Genomic DNA, 14,510 nt, shown 5'->3' with positions numbered 1-14,510 from the left:
TCCGGATCGGCCTCGCCGTCGCCGGTCTGGCCTTGTGGTTCTGCTGCGCCGGCATCGGGCCGGCAAACGCCGTCGACGCGGTTCGCGTGCCGGTCGACGCGCCGGTCATCGACCTCACCCACATCGTCGAGCGCAACAAATCCGACGGCGACGTCATCCAGATCTCGACCGCGCCGGGGCCGGACGGCATCGTGCGCCGCATCGCGGTGAAGGCGCGCGAATCCGGCGCCAGGCCGGACTGGATCGTCTTCGCGCTGACCAATGATTCCGACGAGCAGATCGACCGGCTGCTGGTCGCGCCCTTCCACCGGCTGATCGGATCGGGCGTGGTCTGGCCCGATCTCGGCGACCGGCGCATCGAAGCGGTGACGGCGAGCCAGGGCCTCTCGCCTGACCGCGAGGCCAGCCCCGATGCCGATGTCTTCCTGATCACGCTCGATCCGGGAACGACCGTGACCTTCGTGGCCGAGCTGAAATCGCCCAACCTGCCGCAGCTCTATCTCTACGAGCCGGACGCCTATCGCCAGAAGACCAACGGGCTGACGCTCTACAAGGGCATCATCATCGGCATCGCCGGCCTGCTGGCGCTGTTCCTGACCATCATCTTCGTGGTCAAGGGCGCGGTGATCTTCCCGGCTGCGGCGGCGCTGGCCTGGGCGGTGCTGGCTTATGCCGGGCTCGATTTCGGCTTCTTCCAGCGGCTCTTCCCACTCACACCGGCCATCGAGCGAATCTATCGCGCCGGCGCCGAGGTGGTGCTGGCGGCGACGCTGCTCGTCTTCCTCTTCGCCTATCTCAACCTGTCGCGCTGGCATGTGCGCTACGGCCACGTCACCATCGTCTGGATCCTCGGCCTCGCCGGCCTCGTCGGGCTTGCCGTCTTCGACGCGCCGATGGCGGCCGGCATCGCCCGCATCTCGATCGCGGCCGTGGCTGCCGTCGGCTTTGTGCTCGTGGTGCATCTGGCGACCCATGGCTATGAGCGGGCGGTGATGCTGATCCCGACCTGGTTCCTGCTCGCCGTCTGGGTGACGGCGGCCGGCTTCACCGTGACCGGGCAGTTTCAACGCGATCTCGTCGCGCCCGCCTTGCTCGGCGGCCTCGTCCTGATCGTGCTGCTGATCGGCTTCACCGTGATCCAGCACGCCTTCGCCGGCGGCGCGATCTCGCACGGTCTGGTCTCCGACACCGAGCGGCGGGCACTGGCGCTCTCGGGCTCGGGCGATCTCGTCTTCGACTGGGACGTCAGCGGCGACAAGATCTTCGTCTCGCCGCAGATCGAGGCCCTGCTCGGCCTGGCCAAGGGCTCGCTCGAAGGCTCGGCCGCCCGCTGGCTGGAACACATGCATGTCGCCGACCGCGACCGCTACCGCGTCACGCTCGACGCGGTGCTGGAACAGCGGCGCGGCAAGCTCAATCTCGACGTGCGCCTGCGCGCCGCGAACGGCACCTATCACTGGGTCAACATCAAGGCCCGTCCGGTGCTCGGCTCGGATGGCGAGGTCATCCGCGTCATCGGCACGCTGGCGGATGTCACGGACCAGCGCACGGCGCAGGAACGGATGCTGCACGACGCCGTGCACGACAACCTGACCGGCCTGCCCAACCGCAAGCTGTTCCAGGACCGGCTCGGGGCGATCTTCGGCTTCACCCGCGCCGACGACAATATCCGCCCGACCGTGCTGGTCATCGATGTCGATCGCTTCAAGCAGGTCAACGAATCGGTCGGCTTCTCGGCCGGCGACTCGATCCTGCTGACGCTGGCGCGCCGGCTCGGCCGGCTGCTCCGGGCGCAGGACACGCTGGCCCGCATCGGCGGCGACACCTTCGCGATGATCCTCGTCTCGGAGCGCGATCCCGAGCGCATCCTGGCGCTGGCCGAACTCGTGCGCCGCGCCGTCTCGACGCCGATCACCTATGCCGAGCGCGAGATCGTGCTGACGCCCTCGATCGGGCTCGCCCTGTTCGACGCCCCGTCCGCCGCGCGCAAGGACGACGCGCTGAAGAACGCCGAGCTCGCCATGGCCCACGCCAAGCGCCAGGGCGGCAACCGGATCGAGATCTTCGTCCCGGCGATGCGGACAGACCGCAACGACCGGCTCGCGCTCGAAAGCGATTTGCGCAAGGCGATCGAGCGCAATGAGATCCAGGTGATGTACCAGCCGATCGTCAGGCTGGAGGACCGGACCATCGCCGGCTTCGAGGCGCTGGTGCGCTGGGACCATCCGCGCGAAGGCCGGCTGATGCCGCAGGACTTCCTCGCCATCGCCGAGGAGACCGGGCTCATCGTCGATCTCGGCATCTATGTCATGGACAAGACCGCGCGCGAGCTCGAGGCCTGGCAGGCCGCGCTCGAGGTCGACCCGCCGATCTTCGCCAGCGTCAACGTGTCGAGCCGCCAGCTCCTGCGGCACGACCTGCTGCATGACGTGAAGACCGTGCTCGGGCGCCGGCGCGTGCTGCCCGGCACGCTCAAGCTCGAGATCACCGAGAGCCTCGTCATGGAGAACCCGGAATATGCGGCGCAAATGCTGCAGCGCATCCGCGATCTCGGCGCCGGACTCTCGCTCGACGATTTCGGAACGGGCTATTCCTCACTGTCCTATCTCCAGCGCTTCCCCTTCGACACGATCAAGATCGACCAGAGCTTCGTGCGGCAGATGGGCAATGGCCGCCCGCCCGTGATCCTGCGCTCGATCGTGCAGCTCGCCTCCGACCTCAACATGGATGTCGTCGCGGAAGGAGCCGAGAGCGAGTCCGACGCGATCGAGCTCTACCAGCTCGGCTGCCAGTATGCGCAGGGCTACATCTTCGGCCAGCCGATGACGGCGGCGGAAGCCCGCCGCCTGATGGGCGCGACGGCCGCGGCGACCGAGGCGGCGTAACGCTGAAGCTGACGCCCTTCGGAAGAGACGACGAAGAAGCAGGTCATCCCGGACGCAGCGAAGCGGAGATCCGGGACCCATGCCGGAGCACCAACCGGAAGAGCTCCGGCAGGGATCCCGGGTCAAGCCCGGGATGACTCCGTGGTTCCGTGGACTGCCAGGAGACGGTCAAGCGCTAGCATGACGCCGGACCTTCACGCGTGCCCGGCCTCGCGCGACAGGAAAGCCGGATCGATACCGATCTTGCCCAGCGCGCGCTGGTATTTCGTCTCGACGCTCTCGTCGAAGAGCAGCGCGGGATCGGCCTCGCAATGCAGCCAGCCATTCGACTGGATCTCGGCCTCGAGCTGCCCGGCCGCCCAGCCGGCATAGCCCAGGGCGAGCACCGCGTTCTCCGGCCCGGTGCCGACGGCGATGGCTCTGAGGATGTCGAGCGTCGCGGTGAGGCAGATGCCGTCGTCGATCGGCAAGGTCGCCGATTCCAGGAAGAAATCGGCGGTATGCAGGACGAAGCCGCGCTTGGTCTCGACCGGGCCGCCGCGCAGCACCTGCATCTTCTCCGCCCGGCTCGGCAGGCGGATGATTTCCTCCGACGGAATCACGTCGAGCTGGACGAGAAGGTCCGGGAATTTCGTGTCCGCAGCCGGCTTGTTGACGATGATGCCCATCGCCCCGTCCTCGGAATGGGCGCAGACATAGACGACGCTGCGGCTGAAGCGCGTGTCCGTCATGCCGGGCATCGCGATCAGGCACTGCCCGTCGAGATAGCTGCGGCTGCCGAGGCGCGTTTGTGGGCCGATCTTCATGCCGCCATGCTAGATCACTTCCCGCGCACGGGAAACGCCGATCGGGCATAAAAAGCCGGCATCGCGATTGCGCCCCATTCTTCGACGAAGATCCGGCCCCGGCGTGTCGTCGCAATCATGTGAGAGGCAGAGGTTTTGTTCGCTTTTCGGCTTGGCACTGGTTAAGGCAAAGCTGTGATCCGGATCCTTCCCCTGCTGGCCCTCGCCCTTCTCGCCTTCGGCACGGTCGCCCAGGCGCAGGACGCCACGACCGAAGCCGCCACGTCGCCCTGGTCGACCGGCGAGCATGCGAGGTTGCGTCTGATCGCCGGCCCGACCACGCCGACTGGCAAGCAGCGCGTCGGCGTCGAGATCGTGATGTCGCCGGGGTTCAAGACCTATTGGCGCACCCCCGGCGAGTTCGGCGTGCCGCCCGCCTTCGACTGGAGCGGATCGACCAATATCGGCGGGCTCGACGTGCGCTGGCCGGTGCCGGAGCGCTTCCAGGACTCGGCCGGCTATTCGATCGGCTATGTCGGCGAGGTGGTGATCCCGATATCGGTCCAGCCGGTCGATCCGTCGCGGCCGGTCATGGTCGTGCTCAAGCTCGATTATGCGGTCTGCGAGAAGATCTGCATCCCCGCCAGGGGCGAGGCCAGCCTGTGGCTCGAACCGGGCGTGACGACCGTGACCTCGCCGCGCCTGGAGAGCTACGAGGCGCGCGTTCCCGTTCCGGTGAAGCCGGGGCCGCATAACGGCAAGCTCGCCCTCCTCGACGTCGGGCTTGACGACACCGTCGTCGATCCCGGCCTCAAGCTCGTGCTGCAGACGCCGCCCGGCGGCAAGGTCGAGGACATCTTCGTCGAAGGTCCCGGCATGTGGTCCTTCGGCAAAACCCATCTGACGCCGGAGGCCGACGGCACCGTCACGGCCAAGATCAGGATCAACGACCGGCCCAAGGGCGTCGCCGGGCCGATCCCGCTGATCTTCACCGTGCGCGGCTCGCCCAAGCCGGTGGAGACGCGGCTCGACCTCGACATCCCCGCCGCCAAGCCGTAAGCCCTGAACCGGGCGGCGTCGATGCCGCGGGCTTTCTGGAGAACAGGCGCATGACCATCAAGGTGGGTGACAAGCTTCCGCAGGCGACGTTCCGGATCATGACCGCAGACGGCCCCGCGGCCAGGACGACGGACGAGCTGTTCAAGGGCAAGAAGGTCGTTCTCTTCGCCGTGCCCGGCGCCTTCACCCCGACCTGCCATCGCAACCATCTGCCCGGCTATGTCGGCAAGGCGGCCGAAATCAAGGAGAAGGGCGTCGACGCCATCATGGTGACCTCGACCAACGACGTCTTCGTGATGGACGCCTGGTCGAAGGCCACCGGCGGCGCCGGCGTGATCGAGTTCCTCGCGGACGGCAACGCCGATTTCGCCAAGGAGATCGGCCTGTCGATGGACGGCTCGGGCTTCGGCCTCGGCACCCGCTCGCAGCGCTACTCGATGATCGTCGAGGACGGCGTGGTGAAGGCGCTCAATGTCGAGGAAGCCGCCGGCAAGGCCGAGGCCTCCGGCGCCGAGACGATGCTCGGCCAGCTCTGAGCGGTTTTACGACCGAAAATTATCGAGCCCGCGCGATGCAATCGTGCGGGCTTTTTGTTGGGCGTCGGAGGTCAAGCCGTTCGGCAAGGCGAATGCCTGGAGCGGGATGGATGGCCGGGTTTCATGGAGCGCCGCTCGGGATATCGCCATCGCACCAGAAACGGACCTCGGCTTTGGGCCCAAGGCCTTGCCGTAAACCCGGCTAACGGAGCTTGGCGATCCCAATTCCATCGAGTTTGGCGCGGTCCTTGATGGATTCCTCGCTACGGGTCATCGCTTTCGAAATCGCCTTCAGTGCCATGCCCTTCTTGGCGAGCAACTTTAGCTTCTCAAGTTCCTCATGTGTCCAGGGTTGGCGATGCCGTTCAAATCGCTCGGTCACAATCTGCTCCTGCTCTGCCGGGACATCTTCGGCATTCGCGCCATCTATAGCAGCGATCGCCGCGAATTTGGTCGCAGGGATAGATGGTGCCGAATCCAGTGCCGCCAAGTCTGCGCCTCGCTTTCCCACAGCCGCACACCCTTCCGTTGATCCTTCCGATCTCGGCTTGTCATGAGACAAGGCACCAGGCAGGCGCTAGCTTTCTCCTTGGAGGAAGATGCCGATGCCTGAGATCACGATCCGCCCGCTTGCTGCCGCCGACCGCGCCGCCTGGACCCCGCTCTGGCATGGCTATCTGACCTTCTACAAATCGACGCTTCCCGCCGAGCTCGACGACGTCACCTTCGGGCGATTGACCGGCGGCACGGAGCCGATGGGCGGCTTCATCGCCTTCCAGGGCGACAAGGCGCTGGGCATCACCCATTGGGTCATCCACCGCTCGACCTGGAGCGAACGGAACATCTGCTATCTGCAGGACCTGTTCACCGTTCCCGAGGCGCGCGGAACCGGCGTCGGCCGCAAGCTGATCGAGGCCGTGAACCAGATGGCCCGCGAGAAGAACTGCTTCCGCGTCTACTGGCAGACGCATGAAACCAATCTCCAGGCGCAGGAGCTCTACAACAAGGTCGCCGACAAATCGGGGTTCATCGTCTACCGGCAGCCGCTCGGCTGAGCGACGCCGCCGCTTGCAGGCGCGAGCATTTCGACTGCGCCGACGCAGAGCCATATTTGCGCCGGCGCAATCCCGATCTTCCACCGCTCGCCTATATGAGGGGCATGCTTTCCTGCGGCGCGTTGCGTAGCGTGTCGTCGGTCAATCCGCTCCCCGAACGCGGCATCGCCCGCGCTCCCTCAGAGGCGTGACGTCATGAAGAAGATCGGCTTCCTGTCCTTCGGCCACTGGACCCCCTCGCCCCAGTCGCAGACGCGCTCGGCCGGCGACACGCTGCTGCAATCGATCGATCTCGCCGTCGCAGCGGAGGAACTCGGCGCGGACGGTGCCTATTTCCGCGTGCATCATTTCGCCCGGCAGCTCGCCTCGCCCTTCCCGCTGCTGGCGGCGGCCGGGGCGAAGACGAGCCGCATAGAGCTCGGCACCGCCGTGATCGACATGCGCTACGAGAACCCGCTCTACATGGCCGAGGATGCAGGCGCCGCCGATCTCATCGCCGGCGGGCGGCTGCAGCTCGGCATCAGCCGCGGCTCGCCGGAGCAGGTGATCGATGGCTTCCGCCATTTCGGCTACCAGCCCGCGGAAGGCCAGAGCGACGCCGATATGGGCCGCCGCCATGCCGAGGTCTTCCTCGACGTGCTGCGCGGCGAAGGCTTCGCTAAGCCCAATCCGCGCCCGATGTTCCCGAACCCGCCGGGGCTGCTCAGGCTCGAGCCGCATTCCGAGGGCTTGCGCGGGCGCATCTGGTGGGGCGCCGGCTCGAACGCCACCGCCATCTGGGCCGCCAAGCTCGGCATGAACCTGCAGAGCTCGACGCTGAAGAACGACGAGACCGGCGAGCCCTTCCACATCCAGCAGGCGAAGCAGATCCGCGCCTATCGCGAAGCCTGGAAGGAGGCCGGGCACAGCCGCACGCCGCGCGTCTCGGTGAGCCGCAGTATCTTCGCCCTGGTCGATGACCGCGACCGCGCCTATTTCGGCCGCGGCAATGAGGGCGACGATTCCATCGGCTTCATCGACGACACCACCCGCGCCATCTTCGGCCGCAGCTATGCGGCGGAGCCGGACAAGCTCGTCAAGGAGCTGGCACGGGACGAGGCGATCGCCGAGGCCGACACGCTGCTGCTCACCGTGCCGAACCAGCTCGGCGTCGATTACAACGCCCATGTGATCGAGGCGATCCTGAAGCATGTCGCGCCGCCGCTCGGCTGGCGCTGAGGCAAAAGCCACAGGCACCCCGCGCACGCACCTTCACCGCCCGCGCTCTCGCGTGGGCGTTGACAGATGAGAGGCAGCGGAGCGCCGCGAGGCGCGGTGGATATAAAGCCGCTTCCATTGAGCCAGGATGCGGCGCGGAAGGATTGAGCCACCTTCCGCACGCCCCGTGGCGCTCCGCTTCCGGCGTTCTTAAGTCTCCGGGCCGCGCTTATATGGCTTTGCGGGTCGGGAGAGGCGAACTCGGACGCCAGTTCCCCTCATCGGGTTGTCGCGTCGTTGCTCGCGCCGTCCGTTGCCGCCGAGCCTTCCAGCGAGCTCCTCGCACAGGGGCCGTAGTACCCCCAGGGCGGTGCCCCGAAGCCTCCCGGGAGTGGATCGTGACTCCACCCGCAGGCGCCGACCCCATCCCCACCAACGGCACACCTCCGGATGGCTGCCCCTCGGGATGAGGTGGGCCGAGGATAGGCGCGGCCTGCAAGGGCGGGGATAAGTTTTCGACGGCGACCGCCCCGGCAGGGCCAGCGCCTCTCAAACAGCTCGGCTTTCGGCCCCTACCCGCCTTCCAATCAGAACGGGTTCCAAGGCGCGTCGATGGCGCTCACCTGTCCGTATAAAATGGGTTTGGCCGCTCTGAGCTTGTCCAGGTTAGGCTTCGCCAAATCCCAAAATTTGTCGAAGTCTTTGAATTTCGCTGGCATGGCTTGGAAGCCGACATGATCCTTTCTTAATGGCCGACCTCTCATAGATGCGTACACGTTTGTCGCATTGACAGAGAAGAAATCAGTTCCACTATAGTTGAAAACTATTCCCGTTTCAGGATCTGTCAAAGGATCGTAACTTCGTAATACGCCATCCGCGATGTGGCAGAATTCATGGAAGAGGATCTCGTTCGGCTGAGCGCCGGGCGCCAAACTGCCAGAAAAATTTTTCGGCGAAAACTGAACGGTTGAATTGGCGTTTTGCTCCCCAGACAAGAACGGGAATATATTAACGTTCCCCGGCAAGAAATTAACAATCAGACGACCCATCTGATTGGCAAGGATATATTTTATTACCTTTTCGATGCCGTTGACCCAATCTTGGCCCGTGGTTTTAAGATCCGCTTGTTCTGCGCCTGCAGGATTTAGGATCAACTTGGCAGAAGATACGCTTGGCCGAGGCGGCAAGTTGTTCGATGGACGGTCGGTGGAAGCAAACGTTATCGGCAGAGCTGCCGTTTGCGGCCTGCCGGACGCGTCATATGCAGCAATATTGTCTCCGGCCTTCAATCCGCGCAGCATGAAGTAGACGTGCAGATTGGCGTCTTTTTTGTACGGCGGCGGCGATTGAAAACGGCTGCTGGACATCGACACGAAAGCGTTGCCTGGCGCACACAGCCGGATCCTCCAATCCATACCGGCGGCCCAAACTGCGATGGCGGCGTTTCCTGAAGGATCTTTCAGGGCCAGGCTGCTTAAACCGGGGCTGTTCGCGGTCGCCGGAATACCGACAAAATGCGGCATATGCAGCTCCTTCGTTCAGAATGTTGCAGCCATTTTACGGAACGGCGTCATTCCGGCGCCCCGCGCCGCGCAGGCAAGAATGGCCGACGCAGCCCGGTGCCGCTTCATTCATATGGACGACGTATTGCGAGCGTGCGCCTTGCTGGCCCCGCTTCGACTATTGGCGGGCTCGGTGGATCAATGGTCCTGCCGGCCGCCGTCCTGAATGGCTTTGGATTTCCGGTGAATGGCTCCCTCATTCTTGTGGGAGATCACATCCGGAGTCGGCGGCTTGGCTCGCCGATTGGCACTCGACCTCGACCGATTGAACGAGGTCCAGCCCGTCGCAAAATCCTCACGCTGAAACGCCCGGAGTCCTCATGAGGGCTCCGGGCGTTTCAGCGCCGTTCTGCTTAGGTCACGCGAACCAGGGCATGGACCATGTCTTGACGTTGGTGAGGGACTTCATGGCCTCGACGACGCCCTCCTTGTAGCCGAGGCCGGAATCCTTGATGCCGCCGAAGGGGACATCTTCATGATCCGGTCGAGGTTCGGCATCAGGCCCTTGGCGCTGGCAGCCTCGATATGGGCCGGTTCTGCACCGTCCATGCAGATCACCACCGTCGGACGCTGCGGGCGCGCATAATTGCGACCGTTCGCAATGACGCCAGAACCAATCTTCGTGTGAAGCGTCATGATGCTTTCCTCGTGCGGGCGCCGATCAGCGGATCAGCGCCCTGACGCGGGACGAAACAAGGTCCGCCACCAGCACCATCGCCAGGATGACAAGGATGCAGGTCGCGGTGTCCTGGTACTTGAACAGCTTCATCGAGGAGACGAGCTCGAAGCCGATGCCGCCCGCGCCGACCATGCCGAGCACCGTCGACTGCCGGACATTGGTCTCCAGCCGGTAGAAGATCGTCCCGAGCCAGGTCGGCATGACCTGCGGCAGCACGCCGAAGAAGAAGGTCTTGAACGGGCCGACGCCGGCCGAACGGAAGGCCTCCAGCGGCCCCTCGTCGATATCCTCCATCGCCTCGGCGAAGAACTTGCCGAGCATGCCGGCGCCGTGGATGGCGAGCGCCAGGACGCCGGCGAAGGGGCCGAGACCGATGGCGGCGACGAAGATCAGCGCCAGGATGATCTCGTTGATGCCACGCAGGCAATTCAGCAGTTGCCGCGTCGCGTGGAAGATCGCCGGGCTCGGGCTCAGGTTTCGCGCGGCGAAGAAGCAGATCGGCAGGGAGATGACCACGCCGAGCAGCGTGCCCCAGACCGCGACCTGCAGGCTCTCCAGCGCCGGTTTCCACAAGCGTTCGAGGAATTCCGGGTTGGGCGGCACCATCCGGACGAGGAAATCCCACATATAGGGGATGCCGTTCCAGAGGTTGCTGGCGTTGATCTGGGAGCCGACCGCCGCCCACCACAGGAAGACGAGGATGGCGAGCGCGATCGCGCCGACGCCCCACCAGCCGAAGCGACCCTGCGGCGGGCGGATGACGAGTTGCAGCGTTCCGAAGGACATGGGTCTAGCCTCCCGTCAGGCGATAGCAGGGGCGATGATCGGCGCCAGCACGGGCTGGCTCACCGGACGCGGCTTGAGCACGCGGCTGATGCCGGGATCTTCGAGGCCGGGATAGATCTGGTGGACGATCTCGGAGGTGAGGTGGTCGGGCGTATCGTCGAAGATCACCCGACCTCCACTCAAGCCGACGATGCGCTCGCCGAACTCGACGGCGTAATCGACCTGGTGGAGGTTGCAGATCACGGCGATCCCCTCTGCCTTGCAGATCGCCTTGAGGTAGCCGAGCACGATGCGCGAGGTCTTGGGATCGAGGCTCGCCACCGGTTCGTCGCAGAGGATCACCGCCGGCTGCTGCGCCAGCGCGCGGGCGATGCCGACGCGCTGCTGCTCGCCGCCGGAGAGCTGGTCGCCGCGCGCATTCGCCTTGTGGGCGAGCTCGACCCGCGCCAGGCACTCCATCGCGATCGCGACGTCCTGCCGTGGGAAGAGCTGCAGCATGCTCAGGAAGGAGGACAGGCCGGCCATGCGGCCGACCAGCACGTTCTTCAGCACCGACAGGCGCTTCACCAGATTATGGTGCTGGAAGATCATCGCCACCCGGCGCTTGCCGGCTGCTCCGCGCTTCAGGTCGAGCACCTTGCCGTCGATGACGGTCCGCCCGGCATCGGGCTGCGCCAGCCCGTTGATGCAGCGCAGCAGGGTCGACTTGCCGGCACCGCTGGGGCCGAGCACGACGAGGAACTCGCCGGCTTTGACGCTGAGGTCGATGCCCTGCAGGACCGGGCGGCCGGCATAGGACTTCTTCAGGCCTTCGATCTTGATCATGTCGCGTTCTCCGCCGGTCGCGTCCGCGACTACTTCATCTTGGTGAGATCGAGCTTCAGCACCTTCGCCGTCTCGCGAATGATGTCGTAGGCCTGATCGTTGGTCTCGACGAAGCGGTTGAGCTTGCCCTGGTCGGCCCAGGTGATGTCTCGGATGTTCAGGAAGGCGGATTTGATCTGCGCCTTCAGATCCTCGGGCAGGTTCTTGCGCCAGCAGGTCGGCGATTCCGGGATCGGGTCGGACTGCCAGACGACCTGGATGTCGGCCGGATCGACCAGCTTCTTCTGCACGGCCGTATCGAAGATGCGGTCGGCGATCGTCGCCGCATCCACGCGCTTGTTGGCGACGGCGAGCGCGTTGGCGTCGTGCGAACCGGTGAAGAGGACACGGCCGAAATCCTTCTCGGGATCGAAGCCGAGCTTCATCAATCCGGCCTTCGGGAAGAGATGCCCCGAGGTCGAGGAGGGATCGACGAAGGCGAAGGTGCGGCCCTTGAGGTCCTTGACCTCCTTGATGCCGCTATCCTTCCGCGTGATGATCAGGCTGCGATAGTAGCTGCGGCTGGATTTGGCCGTCTCGGCGGTCGCGAAGGCCTCGATCGCGGCGACCGTGGTGCCGAGCACATAGGAGAACGGGCCGAGATAGGCGACGTCGACATGGTTCGAGCGCATCGCTTCGATCACGCCGTTATAGTCCGAGGCGACGAAGCCCTGGACGGGGATGCCGAGGTTCTTCTGGAGGGCGTCAAGGAGCTGCTGGCTGGATTCCAGCATCGCCCGCGAATCCTCGGACGGTATCAGCCCGACGCGGACCTGTTTCGTCTCTGCTCGAACCAGAGCCGGCATCGCCAGCAGCGTGCCCCCGGCCAGCGAGCTCTTCAAAATCGTCCGACGCGTGATGGTCATGTCATCCTCCCAAGATGATCCGGCGATCTTTTGATCTGCCGGTGAACCGTTGCGGGCGCCGTTGCCCCTTGCTTGATCTCAGGCGGCCATGGCCGCCTGCCTTCCGATGAAGTTGCGACCACGCTCGCCTTCGAGCGCCTTGCCGACGAGGCGGTTCCACTCGGGCGGCGAGACGCCGTAGGCGGTAGGGTCGGTCGAGACGCCGAGATTGCGCAGGAAGGCGCCGAGCCGCTCGGCGCCCGCTTCGAGGTCCGGGCCGAAGACGCGGCGCAGCGCGGCGTCGCATTGCGGCTCAGCGCCCATCGCCCAGCGCATCACGATCGGCAGCGAGAAGGAGCAGGCGATGCCATGGATCGTGCCGCTCTTCAGCGTGATGTCGTAGGAGATATTGTGAGCGAGCGCGGTCTTGGTGTTCGAGAAGGCCAGCCCCGCCAGCAGGCTCGCCCGCATCTGCCGCGTCCGGAGCTCGACATCGTCGAGGCGCTCCAGCAGGCGCGGCAAGGTGTCGATGATCTCTCTGGCAGCCTCGACCGCATAATTGGCGGAGACCGGATTGCCATTGACGTTCCAGATGCTTTCCAAAGCATGCGAGAGCGCATCGAGCCCGGTCGCGAGCGTGAGGCCGCGCGGCGCGCCGACCGTCAGGGTGGGGTCGAGAACCGCCGTCTCCGGATAAAGCCGGGGATGGGCGAGCGAGTACTTGCTGCCATTGGCGGCGTCCCAGACCGTCGCCCAGGACGTGACCTCGCTGCCGGTGCCCGCCGTCGTCGGCACGGCGATGATCGGAAGGATCGCGCTCTCGTCGAGCGGCTTCTTCTCGACGAGATGGCGGCGCACCGTCCCGAAATCGCCGCCGCTGGCCGCCAGCACTTTCGCGGCGTCGATCATCGAGCCGCCGCCGAGAGCAACGATCACCTCGGCCGGCTCGGCCGCGCCGAACTGCTGGCAAGACAGCGCGAGGTCGGCGCAGTCCGGGTTGGTCTCGATATTGGTGATCGACACGACAGGTGCGCCGGCGACCGCCGTCAGGCGGGCGGAGAGTTCGCGGAAGATGGGCTGATCATAGGTGACGAGGGCCCAGCGCCGGTTACCGATCAGGCTTGCGACCTCATCGAGCAGGCCGTTGCCGGACCGGATCTTCACGGGGTTCCAATACGCCCAGGTCATGCGTTTCCATCCTCGCGATGCGCCTTGCCGGCTTTGTTGCGAGGATGCTCTCCGAAGCCAGACCTTATGACAAATTGATTTTTTGATCAGATTAGATAGATTTTTGCTATGCGTTACACTCAGCTCAGATCATTCCATCTCGTGGCAGGCTCGGGCGGCTTCAACGCCGCCGCCGACGCCTTCCATATCAGCCAGCCGACCCTGACGGCGCAGGTCGGTGCGCTGGAGGAGGAGTTCGGCGTCGAGCTCTTCGTCAAGCGCGGCCGGCGGCGCGAGCTCAGCGATACCGGCCGGCAGCTTCTGGCCATCACCACCCGGCTTTTCGCCGAGGAAGCCGAGGTGCTCGCCTTCCTGACGGAAACGCGCGAGCTGCGGACCGGGCGCCTGTCGATCAGCGCCGTCGGGCCGTTCCACGTCACGGAGATGCTGGCCGCCTTCAACCAGGCCTACCCGGAGATCGAGCTCGCCGTGAAGCTGGGGAACTCCGCCGAGGTCCTCGACGATCTCGCCAGTTACCGATGCGACGTCGCCGTCCTCGCCTATATCGACGAAGACGACCGCCTTCTGACCATGCCCTACAGGCGTCACCCCGTCGCCGTGTTCGTGCGCCGCGACCATCGCTTCGCCGAACGCGACACCATCCGGCTGACGGAGCTGGAGGGAGAGCCGATGATCGTGCGCGAACAGGGTTCGACAACGCGACGCGCCTTCGAGGACGCGCTTTCAAGAACCGGCACGAAGCCGCGCTTGATGATGGAGATCGGCAGCCGCGAAGCCATTCGCGAGGCGGTGATCCATGGCCTCGGCATCAGCTATGTTTCCGAAGCCGAATTCGTGCCGGACGAGAACCTCAAACTGATCCGGATCGAAGGTGCCGAAGTCTATACTTACGCGCATGTGGTCGTGCTGAAACAGCGTGAATCCAGCCGGATCATCAAGGCGTTTCTCAATGTCGTGCAGAGCGCCCGCGACGCTTTCGACGCCGTCGCAGCCAAACAGTGATCATCGCGAAGGCGGAATGTTGGCTTCGGCTTCGTCGCATAAAGGACGGCCACGGAGACGCGGGTCC

Annotated in this window: 14 protein-coding genes; 6 read left to right on the top strand and 8 right to left on the bottom strand. The window is 65.1% G+C overall.

All coding sequences use genetic code 11. The features are described from left to right. Positions 1-26 precede the first annotated feature (26 nt). Positions 27-2,885 carry an EAL domain-containing protein gene (locus GY40_RS08675; RefSeq protein ID WP_248311148.1) on the top strand — a complete coding sequence of 953 codons (2,859 nt, stop codon included), beginning with the start codon at positions 27-29 and terminating at the stop codon, positions 2,883-2,885. 194 nt (positions 2,886-3,079) lie between these two features. On the opposite strand, the gene GY40_RS08670 is transcribed toward GY40_RS08675, so the two are convergent. Then, positions 3,080-3,691: a YqgE/AlgH family protein gene (locus tag GY40_RS08670; RefSeq protein WP_051987685.1), complete on the bottom strand. Its 612-nt coding sequence runs from the start codon at positions 3,689-3,691 to the stop codon at positions 3,080-3,082. Positions 3,692-3,865: 174 nt separating this feature from the next. Here GY40_RS08670 and GY40_RS08665 point away from each other — a divergent pair, with 174 nt between their 5' ends. Together GY40_RS08665 and GY40_RS08660 are read left to right on the top strand one after the other, a co-directional pair. After that, positions 3,866-4,729, top strand: a complete 864-nt coding sequence (locus GY40_RS08665) for a protein-disulfide reductase DsbD domain-containing protein (RefSeq protein WP_051987684.1) — start codon at positions 3,866-3,868, stop codon at positions 4,727-4,729. A 50-nt stretch (positions 4,730-4,779) separates the two neighbouring features. Further along, on the top strand, positions 4,780-5,265 hold the full coding sequence (locus GY40_RS08660; RefSeq protein WP_038360910.1) for a peroxiredoxin: 486 nt from the start codon (positions 4,780-4,782) through the stop codon (positions 5,263-5,265). A 202-nt stretch (positions 5,266-5,467) separates the two neighbouring features. On the opposite strand, the gene GY40_RS28220 is transcribed toward GY40_RS08660, so the two are convergent. Then, positions 5,468-5,755, bottom strand: a complete 288-nt coding sequence (locus GY40_RS28220; protein ID WP_248311127.1) for a hypothetical protein — start codon at positions 5,753-5,755, stop codon at positions 5,468-5,470. 115 nt (positions 5,756-5,870) lie between these two features. On the opposite strand from GY40_RS28220, the gene GY40_RS08650 reads away from it, so the two are divergent. Beyond that, entirely contained in the window at positions 5,871-6,320 is a 450-nt protein-coding gene (locus GY40_RS08650) for a GNAT family N-acetyltransferase (RefSeq protein WP_038360907.1), read from the top strand. Positions 6,321-6,515: 195 nt separating this feature from the next. Continuing rightward, entirely contained in the window at positions 6,516-7,538 is a 1,023-nt protein-coding gene (locus tag GY40_RS08645) for an LLM class flavin-dependent oxidoreductase (protein ID WP_038360904.1), read from the top strand. 566 nt (positions 7,539-8,104) lie between these two features. Here GY40_RS08645 and GY40_RS27510 read toward each other — a convergent pair. From GY40_RS27510 to psrA, 6 genes are all read right to left on the bottom strand, one after another. Beyond that, on the bottom strand, positions 8,105-9,040 hold the full coding sequence (locus tag GY40_RS27510) for a hypothetical protein (protein WP_156115906.1): 936 nt from the start codon (positions 9,038-9,040) through the stop codon (positions 8,105-8,107). A 444-nt stretch (positions 9,041-9,484) separates the two neighbouring features. Then, complete coding sequence (locus GY40_RS27505; RefSeq protein ID WP_156115905.1) at positions 9,485-9,715, bottom strand: hypothetical protein; 231 nt, start codon at positions 9,713-9,715, stop codon at positions 9,485-9,487. 25 nt (positions 9,716-9,740) lie between these two features. Next, positions 9,741-10,544, bottom strand: coding sequence for a phosphonate ABC transporter, permease protein PhnE (gene phnE, locus GY40_RS08640; protein WP_051987683.1), 804 nt, complete (start codon positions 10,542-10,544; stop codon positions 9,741-9,743). Positions 10,545-10,559: 15 nt separating this feature from the next. Next, positions 10,560-11,369, bottom strand: a complete 810-nt coding sequence (phnC, locus tag GY40_RS08635; RefSeq protein WP_038360902.1) for a phosphonate ABC transporter ATP-binding protein — start codon at positions 11,367-11,369, stop codon at positions 10,560-10,562. Between the two features lie 29 nt (positions 11,370-11,398). After that, on the bottom strand, positions 11,399-12,274 hold the full coding sequence (gene phnD, locus GY40_RS08630; protein WP_038360899.1) for a phosphonate ABC transporter substrate-binding protein: 876 nt from the start codon (positions 12,272-12,274) through the stop codon (positions 11,399-11,401). A gap of 78 nt (positions 12,275-12,352) precedes the next feature. Further along, entirely contained in the window at positions 12,353-13,441 is a 1,089-nt protein-coding gene (gene psrA, locus GY40_RS08625) for an iron-containing alcohol dehydrogenase PsrA (RefSeq protein ID WP_038360897.1), read from the bottom strand. Between the two features lie 108 nt (positions 13,442-13,549). On the opposite strand from psrA, the gene GY40_RS08620 reads away from it, so the two are divergent. Next, the gene (locus tag GY40_RS08620; RefSeq protein WP_038360894.1) at positions 13,550-14,443 is read left to right on the top strand and encodes a LysR substrate-binding domain-containing protein; all 894 of its coding nucleotides are present in this window, start codon (positions 13,550-13,552) and stop codon (positions 14,441-14,443) included. The last annotated feature ends 67 nt before the right edge of the window (positions 14,444-14,510 follow it).

The sequence above is a fragment of the Allobosea sp. UNC402CLCol genome, from assembly GCF_000745475.1.
GTDB lineage: Bacteria > Pseudomonadota > Alphaproteobacteria > Rhizobiales > Beijerinckiaceae > Allobosea > Allobosea spartocytisi.
This window is presented reverse-complemented; position numbering and strand designations above follow the sequence as displayed.